This window comes from Methylobacterium terricola (assembly GCF_006151805.1).
Taxonomy (GTDB): domain Bacteria; phylum Pseudomonadota; class Alphaproteobacteria; order Rhizobiales; family Beijerinckiaceae; genus Methylobacterium; species Methylobacterium terricola.
Genome location: NZ_VDDA01000040.1, coordinates 1 through 18,871, shown reverse-complemented (window position 1 = coordinate 18,871; position 18,871 = coordinate 1). Strand labels below are relative to the sequence as shown.

At 70.8% G+C, this 18,871-nt stretch carries 18 protein-coding genes and 1 pseudogene; 2 read left to right on the top strand and 17 right to left on the bottom strand.

What is annotated here, in order from left to right; genetic code table 11:
- Positions 1 to 472: 472 nt before the first annotated feature.
- The 6 genes from FF100_RS33285 to ydiJ form a co-directional block, all read right to left on the bottom strand.
- Entirely contained in the window at positions 473 to 1,420 is a 948-nt protein-coding gene (locus FF100_RS33285; RefSeq protein ID WP_139040308.1) for an amidohydrolase family protein, read from the bottom strand.
- Between the two features lie 8 nt (positions 1,421 to 1,428).
- A complete protein-coding gene (locus FF100_RS33280) occupies positions 1,429 to 2,346 on the bottom strand; it encodes an SMP-30/gluconolactonase/LRE family protein (RefSeq protein WP_139040307.1) in 918 nt (305 codons plus the stop codon).
- A gap of 23 nt (positions 2,347 to 2,369) precedes the next feature.
- On the bottom strand, positions 2,370 to 3,644 hold the full coding sequence (locus FF100_RS33275; RefSeq protein WP_139040318.1) for an MFS transporter: 1,275 nt from the start codon (positions 3,642 to 3,644) through the stop codon (positions 2,370 to 2,372).
- 88 nt (positions 3,645 to 3,732) lie between these two features.
- Positions 3,733 to 4,407 carry an RraA family protein gene (locus tag FF100_RS33270; protein WP_139040306.1) on the bottom strand — a complete coding sequence of 225 codons (675 nt, stop codon included), beginning with the start codon at positions 4,405 to 4,407 and terminating at the stop codon, positions 3,733 to 3,735.
- 146 nt (positions 4,408 to 4,553) lie between these two features.
- Positions 4,554 to 5,465 (bottom strand): DUF1932 domain-containing protein, encoded by a 912-nt coding sequence (locus FF100_RS33265; protein ID WP_139040305.1) that lies wholly within the window; start codon positions 5,463 to 5,465, stop codon positions 4,554 to 4,556.
- A gap of 23 nt (positions 5,466 to 5,488) precedes the next feature.
- A complete protein-coding gene (ydiJ, locus tag FF100_RS33260; protein WP_139040304.1) occupies positions 5,489 to 8,581 on the bottom strand; it encodes a D-2-hydroxyglutarate dehydrogenase YdiJ in 3,093 nt (1,030 codons plus the stop codon).
- 491 nt (positions 8,582 to 9,072) lie between these two features.
- Between ydiJ and FF100_RS33255 the strand changes: the two genes are divergently transcribed.
- A complete protein-coding gene (locus FF100_RS33255; protein ID WP_246102663.1) occupies positions 9,073 to 9,378 on the top strand; it encodes a hypothetical protein in 306 nt (101 codons plus the stop codon).
- 191 nt (positions 9,379 to 9,569) lie between these two features.
- Here FF100_RS33255 and FF100_RS33250 read toward each other — a convergent pair whose 3' ends face one another.
- From FF100_RS33250 to FF100_RS33215, 8 genes are all read right to left on the bottom strand, one after another.
- Positions 9,570 to 10,817, bottom strand: coding sequence for an alpha-hydroxy acid oxidase (locus FF100_RS33250; RefSeq protein WP_139040303.1), 1,248 nt, complete (start codon positions 10,815 to 10,817; stop codon positions 9,570 to 9,572).
- A 169-nt stretch (positions 10,818 to 10,986) separates the two neighbouring features.
- A complete protein-coding gene (locus FF100_RS33245; RefSeq protein WP_139040302.1) occupies positions 10,987 to 11,877 on the bottom strand; it encodes an ABC transporter permease in 891 nt (296 codons plus the stop codon).
- Entirely contained in the window at positions 11,870 to 12,688 is an 819-nt protein-coding gene (locus FF100_RS33240; protein ID WP_139040301.1) for an ABC transporter ATP-binding protein, read from the bottom strand. The genes FF100_RS33245 and FF100_RS33240 overlap by 8 nt, the downstream gene beginning before the upstream one ends.
- Positions 12,688 to 13,695 (bottom strand): ABC transporter substrate-binding protein, encoded by a 1,008-nt coding sequence (locus tag FF100_RS33235; RefSeq protein ID WP_139040300.1) that lies wholly within the window; start codon positions 13,693 to 13,695, stop codon positions 12,688 to 12,690. Before FF100_RS33235 ends, FF100_RS33240 begins: the two co-directional genes overlap by 1 nt.
- Positions 13,696 to 13,859: 164 nt before the next feature.
- Complete coding sequence (locus FF100_RS33230) at positions 13,860 to 14,234, bottom strand: Rossmann-fold NAD(P)-binding domain-containing protein (protein WP_139040299.1); 375 nt, start codon at positions 14,232 to 14,234, stop codon at positions 13,860 to 13,862.
- 231 nt (positions 14,235 to 14,465) lie between these two features.
- Positions 14,466 to 15,176: an IclR family transcriptional regulator gene (locus FF100_RS33225; RefSeq protein WP_139040298.1), complete on the bottom strand. Its 711-nt coding sequence runs from the start codon at positions 15,174 to 15,176 to the stop codon at positions 14,466 to 14,468.
- A gap of 195 nt (positions 15,177 to 15,371) precedes the next feature.
- The gene (locus FF100_RS33220) at positions 15,372 to 16,433 is read right to left on the bottom strand and encodes an amidohydrolase family protein (protein ID WP_139040297.1); all 1,062 of its coding nucleotides are present in this window, start codon (positions 16,431 to 16,433) and stop codon (positions 15,372 to 15,374) included.
- A 2-nt stretch (positions 16,434 to 16,435) separates the two neighbouring features.
- Positions 16,436 to 16,663, bottom strand: a complete 228-nt coding sequence (locus FF100_RS33215) for a hypothetical protein (protein ID WP_139040296.1) — start codon at positions 16,661 to 16,663, stop codon at positions 16,436 to 16,438.
- 101 nt (positions 16,664 to 16,764) lie between these two features.
- Between FF100_RS33215 and FF100_RS33210 the strand changes: the two genes are divergently transcribed.
- On the top strand, positions 16,765 to 17,796 hold the full coding sequence (locus FF100_RS33210) for an ABC transporter substrate-binding protein (protein ID WP_171070435.1): 1,032 nt from the start codon (positions 16,765 to 16,767) through the stop codon (positions 17,794 to 17,796).
- A gap of 53 nt (positions 17,797 to 17,849) precedes the next feature.
- Here the strand turns inward: FF100_RS33210 and FF100_RS33205 are convergent, their stop codons facing one another.
- From FF100_RS33205 to FF100_RS33200, 3 genes and pseudogenes are all read right to left on the bottom strand, one after another.
- Positions 17,850 to 18,578 carry an amino acid ABC transporter ATP-binding protein gene (locus tag FF100_RS33205; protein WP_139040294.1) on the bottom strand — a complete coding sequence of 243 codons (729 nt, stop codon included), beginning with the start codon at positions 18,576 to 18,578 and terminating at the stop codon, positions 17,850 to 17,852.
- Positions 18,575 to 18,718, bottom strand: a complete 144-nt coding sequence (locus tag FF100_RS37410; protein ID WP_171070434.1) for a hypothetical protein — start codon at positions 18,716 to 18,718, stop codon at positions 18,575 to 18,577. Before FF100_RS37410 ends, FF100_RS33205 begins: the two co-directional genes overlap by 4 nt.
- Before the next feature lie 37 nt (positions 18,719 to 18,755).
- A pseudogene (locus FF100_RS33200) lies at positions 18,756 to 18,871 on the bottom strand (IS5/IS1182 family transposase); the annotation flags it as partial.

Below are 18,871 nucleotides of genomic sequence, written 5' to 3'. Positions count from 1 at the left end.
GGTGCGCATGACGACATCAAGCACGCGGTCGTGGTCGACAGGGACGTGGGCATCCACGATGGTCGGCGGGCGGTCTCGGCCCGCTTCCAGGCCGACCGCGACCTCGCGGTGATCGCTGGCCGCCGGGCTCGACGCTCGCCCCGGACGCGCGCCCGCCCGATTAAGTTCACGCGCCTCCGCGTGCCCGTCGAGGCGGAGATCGACCTCTCGTACCCTCGCGCCTTGGCATCGACGCGTCGATGCCAAGGCGTCCGGCCCATCAGCGCCGGCACCCGTTCGGGCGTGGCTTGCGCCGTCGAACGGATCCGCTCGACGGCGCGGCGGTATCGACGGCGATCATGCCCGGTGCCGACTGGCGCGCGGCCGACGGGCGTGGGGAGACGGCCCGGGTCCGTCGACGTGCCGGTGATCGGCGGCGGTTTCGCGGGCCAAACGGAGGCGCGCGCCGCCTCGCCGAATGATCGGACGACTGTCAGAACCCGTACAGCCGGGCCGGATTCGCGACGAGGATCTTCGCCTGCACGGCCGGATCGGGCGCCCATTCGGCCAGGAGGTCGAGCAGGCCGGCATCGTCGGGCTTGCCCTCGGCCGGCGAGGTGGGATGCGGCCAGTCGGAGCCCCAGACCAACCGCTCGGGCGCGAGCGCGACATAGGCGCGGGCGAGCCGGCCGCGATCGGCGTAAGCCGGCGGGCCGGATTTCGACAGGATGTAGGCGCCGGTGAGCTTCACCCAGGCGCCGCGGGTGGCGATCAGGTCGGCGATGACCCGGAAGGCCGGATGATCGGGCCCGGCCGGCTCGGGCAGGTGGCCCATATGGTCGAACACCACCGGGACCGGCAGGCGCTCCAGCACCTCGCGCAGTTCCAGGATCTTCTCGCCTTCCGAGACGAGCTGGATGTGCCAGCCGAGATCGGCGATCTTGCGGGCGACCGGCTCGAGATCGGTGATCGGGGCGCCGCCCGGCAGGCGCGTGCCGAAGCGCACGCCGCGGATGCCGGCTGCGTCGAGGCGGCGCAGCTCGTCCGGGCTGACGCCGGCATCGAGCATCGCGACGCCGCGGGCGCTCGGCCCGAAGGCCGCGAGCGATTCCACCAGCAACCGGTTGTCGGTGCCGTAGGTCGACGGCTGCACCACGACGTTGCGGGTGAGGCCGAGGCGGCGCTGAAGCGCCCGGTAATCCTCGACGCTCGCATCCGGCGGGCGCAGGGTCGAGGCCGGCGCCGGGGGGAAGCGGGCATCGTAGATGTGGTGGTGGCAGTCGGTGGCGTTCGCCGGGACCGCGATCCGGGGCTTCCCGGTGCCGCCGGACCAGCGCACGGCCTGGGCGGCGGCCGGGCCGGCGGCGCCGACGGCGAGCCCGGTCACCAAGGAACCGGTCGCCAGGAGCGCGAGATGGTCGCGCCGGGTCATCGTGCTCATCGGTACTCTCAGGCGTGTGAGAAGAGGACTTGGCCGGGGGCCGGCATCGGCGCCGTCAGGATGCTGCCGGTGGCGGATTCGGTGATGAACAGGGTCTTTCGATCGGGCCCGCCATACGCCACGTTGGTGGTCGAGATTCCGGCGGGGGAGGTCACCCGCAGCAGCGGCTCGGCCACCGGCGAGAGCCGCCAGATCGAGCCGAAGCCCGTATGGGCGACGATCAGGCAGCCGTCCTCGTCGAGCGCGATGCCGTCCGGCCCGCCCATCCCACCGTGGAGCTGCGCGAACACCCCGACCTTCGACACCAGCCCGCTCGACCCGAGCGGGATGCGCCAGATCTGCTGGGCTCGGGTGACCGCGACGAACAGGCTCTTCATCGCGGTATCGATCACGATGCCGTTCGGGCTCGGCACGGTATCGACCAGGCAGGTCAGCTCGCCGGACGCGCGCAGGCGGTAGACACGGCCCGTCGGGTCCTGCAGGCCGGTCTGGCCCTGGTCGGTGAAGTAGAGGTCGCCGTTCGGCGCGAAGGTGAGGTCGTTGACGCCCCGGAAGCCCTCGGAGCCGGCGGTGTCGAGGAACGGCGTCACCGATCCGCTGTCGGGATCGAGCAGCATGATGCCGTTCTTGTAGCAGGTGATGAAGATCCGCCCGTCGCGGTGGATCTTGAGCCCGTTCGGCCAGCCGTCATACTCGGCGACGAGGTCCCAAGCCCCGTCGGGCGTGATCCGGAAGATCCGGCCGTGCGGGATGTCGGTGACGTAGAGCCGGCCCTGGCGGTCGAAGACCGGCCCTTCGAGGAAGGAATCGATCGGCTCGCCGCCCCGATTGGCGTTCGCCCAGGCGGTGGGCTTGCGCGCACGGTAGCGGTCCGGCAGGCGGGTGAAGATCTCGGCCGTGACGGCCGGCGGGGGAGCGAAGAACATCGGGGCCTCGCGGGGATCGGAAATCAGGCCGGCACCGCCTGCGCCCGTACGGCGCGGGCGTGGGAGCGGCTGATCATCAGCACGCTGACGGCGGCGGCGACGTCGAGGAGCGCCACCGGGAGCAGGCCGAGGGCGAAGCTGCCGGTCGACGTCTTCACCAGGCCGACGACGTTCACCATCAGCCCGCCGCCGATCAGGTTGGCGATGGCGTTGATGCCGGCGAGCCCCGCCGCCAGGGTCCCGGCCGAGAGCCAGCCGGACGACAGCGCCCAGAACGGTCCCTTGAAGGCGTAGGCGCCGACGAGGGCGCAGGACACCGCCACGATCGTCATCGTGATGCCGCCCGCGAGATTGAGGAAGGCGAGGCCGAATCCAGCGAGCAGCAGCGGGACGGCGGTGTGCCAGGTGCGCTCGGCCCGGCGGTCCGAGTGGCGACCCCACAGGATCATCAGCACCGTGGCGATCCCGTACGGCACCGAGTTGACGAAGCCGGTCTGAAGATTGGTGAGCCCGAACGACTTGATGATCTGCGGCTGCCACACCGAGAGCGTGCTGCCGGTGGCCGAGGCCCCGGCGCAGACCAGCGCCATGGTGAGGAAGTACTTGTTGCGGGCCAGCGCCCAGAGCGAGAGATGGCCGACCGGCGTCTTGCCCGACGCCTCCTCGGCGAGGCGGGAGACCAGCCAGCCGCGCTGCGCGGGCGTGAGCCAGGTCGCGTCCTTCGGCTTGTCGGTCAGCACGAACAGGCAGGTGATGCCGAGGAGCACGGTCGGCAGGCCCTCGAGCACGAACAGCCACTGCCAGCCCTTGAGACCGAGGAGGCCGTCGAGCTCCAGCAGCGAGACGGAGAGCGGCGAACCCAGGAAGGTGGCGAGCGGGATCGAGACCGTGAAGGTGGCGAGCACGCGCGCCCGGTACCGGCTCGGCAGCCAATAGGTGAGGTACAGGATCGCGCCGGGGAAGAAGCCGGCCTCCGCCGCGCCGAGAACGAAGCGCATCGTGTAGAGGGAGTACGGCCCGACCACCAGGGCCATCGCCATGGTGATCAGTCCCCAGGTGATCATGATCCGGGCGATCCAGCGCCGCGCACCGACCTTCTGGAGCGCCAGATTGCTGGGGACCTCGACCAGGAAGTACGAGATGAAGAACAGGCTCGCGGCGAAGCCGAACATCGCCGGCGTCAGCCCGAGATCGTGGTTCATCTGCAGGGCAGCGAAGCCCACGTTCACCCGGTCGAGCAGGGCGAAGAAGTAGCAGACCATCAGGAACGGCACGAGCCGGAGGATCACCCGGCGCATGGTCGTCGCTTCAAGGGTCTGCGGGTCGTCGATGGTGGCGCTCACGTCCCGTCCTCCCGGTTGACTGTTGGTTGTCGAGGCCGTCGGGTCAGATCCCTTCGCAGCCGGCCTTCTCGAGCTCGCGCTCGACCCAGGACCGGTCGACGGTGCCGGCCTTGATCGCCGCCATGGTCCTGGCCTCGCCCTGCTGCTTCTTGTCGGCCGCGGCGAAGACCTGTTCCGTCAGGTTGTACGGCACGCAGACGACGCCATCGTCGTCACCGACGATCAGGTCGCCGGGCTCGATCACCATCCCGTCGATGGCGATCGTGCAGTTCACCTCGCCGGGACCGCTCTTGTACGGACCGCGATGGGTCACGCCGGCGGCGTAGACCGGAAACGAGTTCGCCCTGATCCAACCGGAGTCGCGGACGGCGCCGTTGATGATCATGCCCGCGCAGCCGACCTGCTGGGCATGGGAGAGCATGAGCTCGCCGACGATCGCGTTGGTCAGGTCGCCGCCGGCGTCGACGACGATGACGTCGCCCGGCTTCACGCGGTTGAGGGCGGCATGGACCATGAGGTTGTCGCCCGGGCGCGCCTTGACGGTCAGGGCGACACCGCAGAGCACGCCGCCGGCATGCATCGGCCGGAGCCGCGGCCCGCCATGGGTCATGCGCAGCATCGAGTCGCTGATGTTGGCGACCGCGATCGCCTTGTACTTCTCGACCGTGGCGGCGTCGACCGTGCGGGTGCGGGGATGAATCTTGAAGCCGATGGACATGGGGTTGCTCCAGGTTTGGGAATGTCGGTTTCGCTCAGGACATCTGACGCCCACCGCGTCGTTCCGGCGCCGCGCAGCGGAGGCCGGAATGACGATGGAGGGTGTGAGGTCCTTTGGGCCTCGAACTGGCCTTGGGGTGCCGAAGCTCAGGCCTGCTTCGCCTTCAACCCCGCCTTCTCGACCATCGCGTCCAGCGCCTCCTGGTAGGTGGCCGGCACGACGCCCTTGAAGTGGTCCTTCAGCCCCAGGCCCTCCTTCCAGCGCAGGCGCTGGGCGATGGCCCGGGCCATGATCGGCTCGACGCCCGAATCGGCGACCGCCTCAGCCGACATCTCCAGCTCCTCGGCCCGGCGCTTGGCGTGGATGACGCCGGAGGGGGTCAGGCTCTTCACCGTGTCCATCCACGGCCGGTCCAGGGTCTTGGAGGCCGAGGCGAGCACCACCTCGTCGATGCCGTACTGGCGCGCCGCGAGCAGCATCTCGTCGTGCAGCGCCTCGATGCCCTTGATCAGCACCGAGCGCAGGATCTTGATGCCGGACGCCGTGCCGAGCGCCGGGCCCATGAAGGCGATCTGCATGCCCCAGGGCACCAGCAGGTCGCGCACGCGCTCGCCCGCCGGGCCGCTCGACAGCATCCGCATGGAATAGCCGTGCAAAGGCGTACCCTCGATCGCGCCGTCGCCGAGGAGCGCGCCGGTGGCCGAGAGGCGCGCGGCGACGCCCTGCTTCACCTTCGGGGTGGCGGAGGCGAAGTCGAGGAAGGTGTGGCGCTGCGACAGCACCGGTGCGAAGGCGTCGGCGCTCTCGAGCGAGGCGGCGCCGGGCGTCACGCTGACGATCAGGTCGGCGGCCTCCGCGAGCTCGGCGTTCGAGCGCACCAGGGTGACCCCGGCCTTCTGCGCCCGACCCTGGATCAGGTCGGCGTAGGGCCCGTCGAAGGCGTACCTGTCGTAGCAGGCGATGCTCTCCAGGCCGGCGCCGCGCAGGCCCGCCCCGAGGGTGCTGCCGATCTCGCCGTAGCCGACGAGGCCGAACCGGAATTGCGTGCGCTCCGTCATAGTGGGCTCCTGTGGTGTCGGGGTCAGTGCGCCGCCGCCGCGAGGCGGGGCGCGGGAGAGGTGTTTGCCGCCTGGCTGCGCAGGACGTGGTCGCGCAGGATCTCGACCGGATGCGGCAGCCGCACGCCGTCGACGAGCTTCGCCTGCGAGCGGCACGAGTAGCCGTCGGCCAGAAGGCGGCCGGTCCGGCCCTTCTCGGCCACGGGCTGCGCCCAGCTCAGGCCGTAGATGCGCGCGGAGGTCGCCCGGTTCTCGGCCTCGTGGCCGTAGGTGCCGGCCATGCCGCAGCAGCCCGACGGCAGGACCGCGAGGCGCAGGCCGAGAGCCTGGAACACATGCGTCCAGGCCGCCACGGCGGGCTGCGCCGTCGCCCGCTCGGTGCAGTGCGGCAGGAGCCAGTAGGGCTCGCCCTCGGAACCGGCCGCGCGGCCGCCGAGGCGCGCGGCGAGCCATTCCTGCACGAGCGCGACCCGCGGCAGGTCGCGCCCCGGGAGAGCCTGCTTGTACTCGGAGCGGTAGGTTAGGGTCATCGACGGGTCGAGGCCGATCAGGGGCACGCCGGTCGCGGCGAGCTGGTCGAGACCCGCTGCGTTGGCGGCCGCGACCCGCTCGAACCGCCCGAGGAAGCCGTGGACGTGCAGCGGCTTGCCGTTCGGGCGGAAGGGCGCGAGCCAGGGCCGGATGCCTAAGCACATCAGCAGGTCGAGGAGGGCCAGCAGGACCGGCGTGTCGTAGTGGCTGGTGAAGGCGTCCTGCACCACGACGACGCTCGCCAGCCGCTCGGCCGGCGAGAGCCGCGCCAGGGCGCCCGCCTCGGCCAGGGCCACGCCGCGCCGCGCCGTCTCCCGCCCGAGATCGATCCCGGACAGCGCCGGCGCGTGGACGAGCCCGACCGCCCTCCCCGCCCCGAGCCCCATCGCGGCATTGACGAGGCGCGGGGCCTTGGCGAGCCAGGGCGCCAGCGGCTCCAGGGCCGCGATCGCGTGGTGGCGCAGGGGCCGCAGGTAGCGGCCGTGATAGAGCTCGAGGAACTTCGCCCGGAAGGTCGGGACGTCGACCTTGATCGGGCACAGGCCCGTGCAGGACTTGCAGGCCAGGCACCCGGCCATCGCCTCGTGCACGGCGTGCGAGAAGTCGTCGTCCCGCCGCCGCAGGGTCGCGGCGAGGCGGGCCGGAAACCCGAGCCAGCCCGGTCGGGCCCGCAAGGACCGCGCCTCCGCCAGCGGGTCGACCCCCTGCACCGCGAGCCGGCGCAGCCACTCGCGCATCAGCTGGGCGCGGCCCTTCGGCGAATGCCGGCGCTCGCGGGTCCCCTTCCAGGACGGGCACATCGCCTCGTCCGGATCCCAGGAATAGCAGGCGCCGTTCCCGTTGCAGTGCAGGGCCTCGTCGTAACCGGCCCGCACCTCGGCCGGGATCGCCCGGTCGCGCCCGCCCTTGGTCGGCACGCCGTCCACCGTGAGAAGCGCGGCCCCCTCCGGCGCCGCGATCTTGCCCGGATTGAACTGGTTTCGCGGGTCGAAGGCGGCCTTCACCGCCTGGAGCGCCGGGTAGAGCGGGCCGAAGAACCGGGGCGAGAACTCCGAGCGCACGCCCTTGCCGTGCTCGCCCCAGAGCAGCCCGCCATAGGCTTGCGTCAGCCCGACGACCTCCTCGGTCACCGCGCGCACCAGCGCTTCGGCGCCCGCCGCCTTCATGTCGATCGTCGGCCGGACATGCAGCACGCCGGCATCGACGTGGCCGAACATGCCGTAATCGAGGCCGTGCCGGTCGAGGACGGCCCGGAACTCGGCGATGAAGTCGGCGAGGTTCTCCGGCGGGACCGCCGTATCCTCCACGAAGGCGATCGGGCGCGCCTCGCCCTTCTGGTTGCCGAGAAGACCGACCGCCTTCTTGCGCATGGTCCAGAGCCGGGCGACCTCGGCCTCGCCGCGGGCCACCGTGTAGCCGCGCCGCCCGGCCGCTTGACCGACCACTTGACCGACCCCTTGGCCGGCCGTGTCGAGCAGGGCGGTGAGGCGGGCGAGCGCGGCGGCCACCGCGGCCTCGCTGTCGCCGACGAATTCGACGAGGTTGACGCCCCGGGCCCGCTCGGCCGCATCCTCGGGGAAGAAGGCGGCGACGCCGTCCCAGACGGGATCGCCCTGGGCCAGCGCCAGCACCTTGGAATCGACCGTCTCGATCGAGGCCGGCGCGAGATCGGCGAGCGCCCGCGCATCGCGCAACGCCGCGTCGAAGCTCGCGTAGCGCAGGACGACCAGGGCAACGTGGCTCGGCAGCGGCAGGACGTTGAGCGTGGCCTCCGCCAGGAAGCCGAGGGTGCCCTCCGAGCCGCACAGGACCGCGTTGAGATCGAACCGGCCGTCGGCACGGCGGATGTGGGCGAGGTCGTAGCCGGTGAGGCAGCGGTTGAGGGGCGGGAACCGCTCGGCGATCAGCGCGGCGTTCTCGCGCTGGAGCCGGTCGACCGCGCGGTGGATGGCGCCGGCCCGGTCGGGCCGCGCCTGCACCGCCGCGAGCCCGGCCGCGTCGAGGGGCTCGGATTGCCAGACCGTGCCGTCGGAGAGGATCGTGGTCAGCGCCAGCACGTGGTCGCGGGTCTTGCCGTAGAGGCACGAGCCCTGGCCGCAAGCATCGGTCGAGATCATGCCGCCGATCGTGGCGCGGTTCGAGGTCGAGAGCTCGGGGGCGAAGAACAGCCCGTGGGCCTTCAGCGCCGCGTTGAGCTGGTCCTTCACCACGCCGGCCTCGACCCGGACCGTGCGGGCCTGCGGGTCGATCGCCAGGATCCGGTTCATGTGCCGCGACAGGTCGACCACGAGCCCGTCGGTGAGGGACTGGCCATTGGTGCCGGTGCCGCCGCCCCGGGGCGCGATCCGCATCGCGGCGAAGCGGTCCTCGGCGAGGAGCTTGGCGATCCGCACGAGGTCGTCGCAGTCGCGCGGGAAGGCGATCGCCTGCGGGGTGAGCTGATAGATCGAGTTGTCGGTCGCCAGCACGGTGCGGTCGGCCGGCGACAGCGACAGGTCTCCGGCAAAGCCCCGCGCCCGCAGCTCGGCGCAGAAGGCCGCGGGGAGCGGTGCCGTCTCGGGAGCGGAGGTGAGGTGCGGGATCATGGCATCCGGATCTTTGCTTCGGGATCTTTGCTTCGGGATCTTGGCTTTGGGATCTTTTGTGCGAGGGCTTCGGTGCGGAGATGCCGGCCTCAGGCCCGGAGAGCGGCCCGGCACGACGGCAGGACGCGCCGCGCCGTCTTGCGACGAAGGGCCGTTTCGTGGACCGCAGGGCGTGATGGGAATGCCGGCTGCACCGGTCCTGGCCGCGTCACGGCGCTTGCTCCCTGATTTTTTGCAACGTCGTTTCGTTTTTCATAGATGCGTCGTCCGGATGGGTCAAGCGCCCGGTGCTCGCCCCCGCCCTCCCGAATGCCGCAGGAACGGCCGGTACCGTCGCGGCACGGGCGCGTCTCCCGCCGGGCCGTATGCCGTCACCTCAGGAAAAATATCTCGGATCGGAGACTTGGCGGCCTCACCCGATCGCATCGGGGCCGGGGGACGTCCTCGGGCAGCGGACCGGCTCGGCGGAGTCGCGAGCGAGGGTGAGAGGGATGCCGAAAGACGCCCGACCGAGACCAAGGCGCGAAGGCGTCGCCTCGGCCGAGCGGGTGCTGACGATCCTGACCGCGTACCCGTCCGGCACCGACGCGCTCGAAACGTTCGGCCTCGTCGAGCGCCTGGACGATGGCCGCTATCGCCTCGGCGTCGAGGCTGCACGCATCGGCTCGGTCTGCCGGCCATCCTTCGCGCCGGCGGAGCGGGTGGTTCCGGCGCTGGAGCGCCTCGCCGCCATGTTCCTCGCCGCCATGTCCATGGAAACGGCAACGATCGGCACGGTCCCGGATCGCGAAGTGTGACGTGTCGGGCTGTGACTCAGAACGGATTCCGTTCTTGGCGACGACGTGCTCTCTTCGCCGAACCGTCATTCACGCCGGCAGCGCAGTCATGCGGGCATGCGCGGGCGGCGGCGCGCTCAGATCGATGAACGACCGAGCAACGTGACCGGGCAGCGCTCGGCCGGCCGGCACGATGGGACGGATTGCGCCGGTCACCCCAGGGGCGGCGATCGATCGCTCTGCCACAGGAAGCTCTCGTCCAGCTCGGCAAGGCTGTTGATGCCGAGCAGCGCCATGTCACGGTGTATTTCTTCCTTCAGGAGGACGATGGCGCGGCTCACGCCATGCCTGCCGAACGCCGAGGCGGCGTAGAGGAATGGCCGGCCGACGAACACGAAGTCGGCGCCCAGGGCCAGGGCCTTCAGCACGTCCGTCCCCCTGGCAATCCCGCCATCGATCATGACGGCGGCCCGGCCCTTGAGCGCGCCGACCACGGACGGCAGAGCGTCGAGGGGGGCCATGGTCCCGTCGAGCTGACGGCCTCCATGGTTCGAGACGACGATGCCGTCCGCACCGCATGCGACGGCGGCCTGTGCGTCGTCCGCCCGGATGATGCCCTTGACCACGAGCTTGCCGGACCAGCGCGCGCGGATTCGCGCGAGGTGTGCCCAGTTGAGGTGATCGCGCTTGCGGAAATCGCGCATCACGGATCGGGCGATGATCGGCGCGCCGCGCGTCGCGTAGGAGTTCTCGAAATGCGGCACGCCGTGGTGGATGAGGGTGCGCAGGAACGTCCCGATCGTCCAGCCCGGATGCGACACGCCCTCCCAGGCCAGCCGGAGGCTCGGTCGAAGGGGTGTCGAGAACCCGGCTCGGATGTTGTTCTCCCGGTTGGCGAGCGTGGCCGTGTCGACGGTGAGGACCAGCGTGCCGAAGCCTGCGGCCGCGACGCGATCGACGAGCGCGTCGATCCGGTCCGGTTCTCCGGGGAGGTAGGCCTGGAACCACGACGATGGCGCAGCCGCCGCGACGTCCTCGAGCCGGATGAGCGACGACCCGCTCATGATCATCGGGATGTGCGCGGCCTCCGCCGCCTGCGCCAGCACCAGATCGCCCCGATACGCCATCAGGGCGCTGATGCCCATCGGCGAGATCCCGAACGGGGCGGCGTAGTCCGAGCCGAGCAGGGATCGGCGCTGGCTTCGTCGCGCCACATCGGTCAGGACGCGGGGCCTGAAGCCGTAGCGCCGGTACGATCGATTGTTGTGCGCGAGCGACGCATTGGTCTCGCTCGCACCGGCGATGTAGCCGAAGAGCGGTCGCGGCAGCCGGCGCCTGGCATGCGCCTCGAAATCGCCGAGGCACAGGACGTCGAGCAGAGCTTTCGGCGAGGTCTCGCGGGTGGCACGGGGGCGAGGAACCGCCGGCACGTCGACATCCGCAACCGTGCCCTCGTCCATCGCCCTCTCTCCAAACCTTGCTGGCATCGCCCAGTTTCGTGACGATATCCGGCACCGTGCCCGTTCCAGCCTCGCGTCGGATTCCGGACGGAGCGAACACGATCGGCACCGACGCCCGTTCGGGCTTGCCTTGCGCCGTCGAACGAGTTCGTTCGACGGCGCTGCGGTATCAGTGGTTCTGCATGCCCCACTTGCGCACCGTCATCGTCTCGATGGTGCGGAAGACGAGGCCCTCGACCGCAAGGCCGATCAGGATCACCGTGAGTAGGCCGGCGAAGACGCTGGCGGTCTCGAGCGCGTTGCGCGCCTCGAAGATGTACCAGCCGAGGCCGGCCGCGTTGCCGGACACGCCGAAGACGAGCTCGGCCGCGATCAGCGTCCGCCAGGCGAAGGCCCAGCCGATCTTCAGGCCGGCGAGAATCGACGGGAAGGCCGCGGGGATGAGGATGAACACGACCATGCGCAGGCCGCCGAGACCGTAGTTGCGCCCGGCCATGCGCTGGGTCTGGCTCACCGACAGGAAGCCCGTGAAGGTGTTCAGCGACACCGCCCAGAGCACGGAATGGACGATCACGAACACGATCGAGGTCGTGCCGAGGCCGAACCAGAGCAGCGCCAGCGGCAGGATGGCGATGGCGGGCAGAGGGTTGAACATCGCGGTCAGCGTCGCCAGGATGTCGGTGCCGATCCGGGTCGCCACCGCCAGCGTCGTCATCACGGCGGAGATCGCGATGGCGGTGCCGTAGCCGATGAGGAGCACCTGGAGCGAGGTGATCGCCGCGCTCGGCAGCCGCCCCGAGGCGACGTCCGACCACCAGGCGACCAGGGTGTCGCTGAAGGAGGGGAACATCAGCGGGTTCGAGAGCGTGCGGGCGTAGACCTCCCACACGATCGCGAGCGCCACGAGCACCAGGGCGCGGCGCACCGCGGTGATTGCGAACACGCCCTCCCAGAAGCCGATCGGACGGCTGATGTCGCCGATCTCGCTGACATCCGTGGTCGTGCGTTCGATGTCGGGTCGGGCGATGCCGCGGGCCCCCGTCGGCGCGAGGTCAGTCATGCGCGGTCTCCTCGGTGCCGAACAGCATGCCGTTGATCTTGCGGGTGAAGGCCATGAAGTCGGCGTCGCCCTGGTGCTCGTGGCTGTAGGCGGTGGCGTCGAGCTCGGCGCGCACCTGCCCCGGATGCGGGGTCAGCACGAGGATGCGCGAGCCGAGGATGATCGCCTCCTCGATCGAATGGGTGACGAAGAGCAGCGTGAAGCGCACGTCGTCCCAGAGCTGGAGCAGCTCCTCCTGCATGCGGCGGCGGGTGAGCGCGTCGAGGGCGGCGAAGGGCTCGTCCATGAGCAGGATCTGCGGCTCCATCGCGAGGGCGCGGGCGATGGCCACGCGCTGCTTCATGCCGCCCGAGAGCTGGTGGGGGTGGACGTCCTGGAAGCGGCCGAGCCCGACCTTCTCCGTCGCGCGCCGGGCCCGGTCGCGGATCTCGCTTCCCGGGAAGCGCCCCGTGCGCCGCATCGGGAACATCACGTTCTCGATCACGGTCATCCAGGGCATGAGCTGGTCGAACTCCTGGAAGACCATCATGCGGTCGGGTCCCGGCCGGTCGATGATCCGGCCTTCGAGCCGCATGTCGCCCTCGGTCGGGGTCATGAACCCGGCGACGCATTTGAGGAGCGTGGACTTCCCGCAGCCCGAGGGGCCGAGCAGGATAAAGCGGTCCTCGCGCGCCACGTCGAAGGAGACGCGGTAGGTCGCGGTGACGAGGCGGTCGCGCGTCTTGTACTGGAGGGTGACGCCGTTGACCGAGAGGAGCGTCGCTCCGGCGGGGCCTGCTGCGGGCAAGGGGTTCGGACGAACGGCGAGCATCAGGCGCCTGCTCCCTGCGTGATCGGGCCGACGAAGACGTCCTGCCAGCGGGCGGGCGCTTCCTTGAGTTCGCCGCTGCGCTTCATGAAGCCCGCGAAGGCCATGATCCCGCGCGGTTCCACCGTGAAGGTCTGGGCGCGCACCGCGGCGGCGACCTCGTCGGCCGAGAGGGCGGTCTTCTCGACCTCCCGGTAGATCTGCGCCACGCGATTCGGGTCGTTGCGGATCACGTCCATCGCCTCCTTGAGGGCGGCCACGATGGTGGCGACCGCGGCCGGGTTGGCGCTGGCGAACTTGCCGGTCGTGGCGAGCAAGGCTCCCGAATACGGACCGCCGATGATCTCCTGGCCGTCCGCCACCCTCGTGCACTTGCCCGAGGCCTCGAGGGTGCTGATGAAGGGAGGCGCCGCAAAATAGAGCGAGATCGAGGACTTGGAGATCAGGGCCGTCGTCGCGTCGGGGTGGGGCAGCGCCACCATCTGCTTGTCGAAGCGCCCGGACTGGCCCGGGCCGTAGAGCTTCTCGGCGGCCATCCGCAGCAGGATCGCCTGCGGCGACGTGGTCGCGGTCACCGCGATGCGGTCCGACGGCTTGATGTCGGCGATCGACCGGATGGCGGGGTCGTTCGTGTAGAGCGTCAGGACGCCCTCGTTGCAGGCTGCGATGCCGCGCAGGTCGTAGGAACCGCGGGTCTTGAGCCAGGCGGCCAGCAGCGCGGTCGGGCCGTAGGCGCCGACGTCGAAGGTGCCGCTGAAGATGCCGTCGTTGATCGCGGGCGAGCCGCTGACGCGGCGCACGTCGAAGGCGGTGTCGGCGATGCCGTTCGCCTTCGCGTGCTTGGCGAAGAGCCCGAGCTTGTCGGCGACCGTGGTGGCGAGGTGGCTCGTCCCGAACTGGATCGCGATCGAGACCGTCTTCTTCGCCTGGGCCCGGGCCGGACCCGCGCCGGCGAGCGCCCCAGCCGCGACCAGACCCAGCAATCCCTCTCGTCGTGTGATCACGGCCATGCTTCCCCTCCGTCAAGTCTTGTCGTCGTCGTGGAATCCGGGCGGTCGGCGGCCCCGCCGTTCACGGGTGCGCACGCGCGTCCTGCCTGCGCTCCGGGCCCGGCCCCGTGCCGGTGCCGATCGTCGCGCCCACGGCGCTCAGGCCGCCGCGGCGGCCTCCGGGTTTATCGGCGCGTGCCGGTCGAAGCGGTGCCGCGCCGGCGCGGTCCGGCGCACCGTCGGGCCGAGCGCATGCTCCGCCGCGGCTGAAGCATCGGCGCCGGCAGCGATGAGCCTCGGATTGCCGCGGCGGCGTCGGGGTCGATCGTGTCCGCGCTGGTGCCGTGCTTCGCGATCGCCGTGAGCCTGGAGGCGGCCGCCTGCACCGCGTCGGCGACGTGGGCGGCACGCACGAGGATGGCCTCGGTCCCCTTCCGCCGCGGCGATGTCGGCGGGCGGCGCGGACGGCCCGCCAAGGCGGCGTGCAGGCCGGTCTCGTCCGCATGGCGCTGTGCCGGCGCCGGGAGCGGGGCACCCGTGACGGGAATCGGCGCACCCATGTTCAACCCCCTCCCCTGTCGAGAGGACACCGCGAGGTGGAGGATGTCTCGAGAGACGGGCGCGAAGCGCCGTCGACCCGCCGGTCGTTTCCCTCCGCGGACCTCGCATGTCCGTCGTTCGTCGGGGTCGGCGCAGCGCGACCACCGTTCGTTGGGGATACCAAAACACATCGAAACGCCGTTGCAAAGTGTGTTTTGCAACGGCGTTCTGATTTTTATTCGCGGCTTGCGCTAACAGCCCGCGTCACCTCCGAGCGTCCGCGTGAGCGTCGCGGCGCTCTCGACGAGGAGGGCTGCGACCGCCGCGACCTGCCCGCCGGTCAGGCGCGAGGCCGGGCCCGAGATGGCGAGCGCGCCGACCAGGCGACCGCCCGCCCCGAAGACCGGGACGGCGCATGAGGACACGTGGGGATCCGTCACGCCGTGCGAGAAGAGCGGAAGCGCCACGGGACGCGCGGAGCCATGCACGGGGTCGAAGCGATCGAGCACCTGGGCGATCGAGGACTCGTCCATCGGCCGCAGGTCGCCGGGACGGACATGCATCCGCAGAGGTGACGGCGAGTCGACGCGGAACAGGCAGAGCCGATGCTCGCCGCGCCGGATGTAGAACGAGGCCGTCTCGCCGGAGGCCGCCACGAGGCGGTCGAGCACCGGGATGACGTGCGCCTCCAGGGCGAAGGATTGCAGGTAGACGGAGCCGAGCCGCGCGATCTCCGTGCCGAGCCTGTAGCGCCCGTCCGGAATCCGCTCGATGAGCCCGAATCGCTCCAGCGAGACGCACAGGCGCATGATCGTGCTCTTGACGAGGTCCGTGCGCGCGGCGAGCTCGGCCAGGTCCAGGGCGTCGTCGCCGCGCCGGAAGGCGGTGAGCACGGTGAGCAGCCGGTCGGCGGAGGCGACCCCCTCCACCTTGGGCCGGGCACGGGTCCTGCCGTTCGCCATCCCGACCCCCGTACGCGAGCTAAGCACTTCAACCGGCATGGGAATACATGGCTGCTCCTGTGACGTCGAGACCGGCGCGCAGCCCGGATCCGCCGAGGGCTCGACCACGAGCAGGCGTCCCGGGAGCGGCGGGACCGCGAGGTCCGTGGCCGGGTTCCGGGCCGGGACGACGGTCCCGGGGCGGGCCGGAGCCCGTCAGGGGACGCTCGCGATCGCCGCGGCGTCGAGGCGGTAGATGCGGCAGGCCGTGCCGTGGAAGAGGGCCGCCTTCTCGGCGGGCGAGGCTCCCACGGCGACGCGCTTGAAGGCGTTCCACACCACGCCGTAGGAGACCATGCCCTTGTCGACCGGGAAGTTGCTCTCGAACAGGCAGCGTTGCGGACCGAAAAGGTCGAGGCAGGCGCCGATCACCGGCCGCCACGCCTCCGCGAGCTCGCTGGAGCCCGGCGGCCGAGCGCGCTCATGGAAGGCGTAGCCGCCGACCCGCATGGCCAGCCCTCCGAGCTTCACCACGAGGTTCGGTCGGCGTGAGAGCGCCGCGATGCCGGCATGCCACTCGGCGAAGGCCTCGGCACGACGGCCCGCATAGGGGCCGACCCCGATCGGACCTCCGCAATGGTCGAGGACGATCGTCGTGTCGGGACAGGCATCGGCCAGTGCCGCCACCTCGGCGAGCTGCGTCTGGTACGCCCAGACGTCGAGGGTCAGCCCGCGCCGGCCGAGGAGGCGTGCACCCTCGCGGAACCCCGCATGGGCGAGCAGGCCGGGTTTCGGCGGCACCGGGTTCGAGACGACCTCGGGATGGGCGTGCCAGGCGGTCTGGTTGCGGATGCCGCGCAGGCGGTCGCCGCCCGCGCGGTCGAGGGCGTCGAGAATCGGCGCCACCGCGGCGCCGAGGGTCAGGTCGGCGCAGGCGACGATCGCCGCGCAGGCCGCGCGACGGCCATACAGGCCGCTCGCGGCTTGCGCGGCGATCCCGTTCGCGAACTCGACCTCGCCCACGGGCCGAAGCGGCTCCGGCCCGTCCGGCCGGTACATCGAGCGGCTCTGCACGAAGACCGTGGCCCGCACGTCGTGGCCCGCATTCATGTCGGCGAGCAGGTCGTCGAAGAGGTACCGCCCCTCGCCCCGATCCCAGAGGTGATGGTGGGCGTCGACGATCGGCAGGTCGGGCTCGAGGGCCGGCTCCCGGGTCAGCGCGAGCCAGTCGGGCCGCACGCCGAGATGGGGCGTGCCGGGGGGCGCGGCGCCGGCCATCCTCAATCCTCGATCACGCCGCCGAGCCGGGCCAGCGAGGCGTCGGCCCAGGAGCGATCGTTCGTGCCGGTCCCGACGGCCGCCATCGGCCTGGGCCCGGTGTCCTTGGCGGCCTTCCCGGCGAGCGCGGCCGCGGGGACCACCCCCACGTCGCCGAAGGGGACGCGGAGCCGGGCCACCACCTCCGCCGCCGCCGGCCGGCGGCGTTCGAGGACCTGACATCCGACCATCGTCTTCCTCCCGGCGCCACCGCGTGGGCACGCATTGACAGATGGGTTGTAGCCCGCCAGTTTGTTTTTGCAACGGCGTTCTAAAAACTGAGGGAGGAACCATGACCCGTCTCCGCATGCGGGGGATCACCCGGCGCATCGCCGCGCCGCTGCTGGCGGCCGGCCTCGTGGCCCTGGCCTCCGCATCCCGTGCCCACGCCGCCGACACGAAGCCGGTGACCATCGCGATCCAGTACGGATACGCCTACCTGCCGGTCGTCGTGGCCGAGAAGCTCGGGTTCTTCGAACGCCAGCTCGCCGCAGCCGGCGCCTCCGGCAGGACGGTGGCGATCCAGAAGATCAGCGGCGCCCCCGCCATCAACGACGCGCTGATCAGCGGCACGGTGGATATCGGTGCCTACGGCCTGCCCGGCATGCTGATCGCGGCCGAGAAGACGCGCGGCTCCCTCAACGTGCGCGGCCTCGCGGCGCTCGTGGCCGGCGACAACGGGCTCTACGTGAATCGTGCCGACATCACGTCGATGGCGGACTTCAAGCCCGACGACCGCATCGCCGTTACCTCGACCACCGGACAGCAAGGTCTTCTGGTGCGCATGGCGGCCGAGAAGGCGTTCGGCGAAGGCGGTGCCCGCCGCTTCGACCGGATGATGGTGCAGCTGCCGCACCCGGACGCGACGGCCTCGCTCCTCGCGGGCGGAACGATCGTCGGCTATGCGGCCCCGCATCCCTACAGCGACATCGTCGAGAAGAGCGGCAAGGCGCATCGGCTGTTCTACTTCTCCGACTACCTCGGGGAGAAGGTCACGAGCGGCCTGCTCGCGACGACGGGCGCCTTCATGAAGACCAACGAGGCCGCGGCCCGCGGCGTCGTGGCGGCCATCGCGGAAGCGCAGGACTACATCCGCAAGGAGCCGCGCAAGGCGGCCGAGATCTTCCTCGCCTCCGAGAAATCGTCCCTCTCCCTCGACGAGATCGAGGCGGTGCTGAAGGCCGCGTCGGGCGAGTGGGGGATCCAGCCGCAGGGCGTGATGCGCTTCGCGACCTTCATGGCGCGCAACGGCCTGCTCAAGGCCGCGCCCGCCAAGTGGCAGGACGTCTTCGTCGGCCCGGTGGTGGACGGCTCCGGGACATAAGCCGGCGATCGAGGCGCGCGGGCCGGCGCCAGACTTTCCGCTGCGCCTGGCGGTCAGGCGTGGCGGATATCGGAGACGAATTTCTTCGCCCGCGGATGCTGCGGCCTGAGGAAGAAGTCCTCGGGCCCGGCGCGCTCCAGCACCGCACCGGCATCCATGAAGATCACCCGGTCGGCGACCTCGCGGGCAAAGCCCATCTCGTGGGTGACGCAGACCATCGTCATGCCCTCGGCGGCGAGCTGCTTCATGACGGCGAGAACCTCGCCGACGAGTTCGGGATCGAGGGCCGAGGTCGGCTCGTCGAACAGCATGACGGGCGGCTTCATCGCCAGGGCCCGGGCGATGGCGACGCGCTGCTGCTGGCCTCCCGAGAGCCGCGGCGGAAACTCGTCCGCCTTGTGGGCGAGGCCGACCTTGTCCAGCAGAGCGAGGGCCGCCTCGCGCGCCGCCGCCTCGGGCATCCGATGCACCCGCATCGGCGCGAGCATCACGTTGCGCGCCGCGCTCAGATGCGGGAACAGGTTGAACTGCTGGAAGACGAAGCCGATCCGGCTGCGCAGCCCGTTCACGTCGATGCCGGGGCCGTGGATGTCGCGCCCGTCGATCGTGATGCGGCCGCCCTGGATCGGCTCGAGCCGGTTGACCGTCCGGATCAGGGTCGACTTGCCGGAGCCCGACGGCCCGCACACCACCACGACCTCCCCGGCCGTCACGGTCTCGCAGACGTTGCGGAGGGCATGGAAGTCGCCATACCACTTCTCGACCTTGTCGAAGACGATCATGCCGCGCCTCCCGCTGCCACCGGAGCCTTGCGGCTCGCATCGATGCGCTTCTCGACCAGGTGCACGACGCGGCTCAACGAGAAGCAGATGATGAAGTAGATCGCCGCCAGGACCAGGTAGACCTGCAGCGGCTTGGTCATCAGCTGCGCATTGATTTGATAGGCGGCATAAGAGCGCCTAACAGAACCGCCTGATCTGGCGGAGGGTGATGAGGCTTGCCTGCAGGAACGTGAAGGCCTCGTAGATGTCGGCGCGGCGTTCGTAGCGGACGGGCAAGCGGCGGGCGCGGTTGA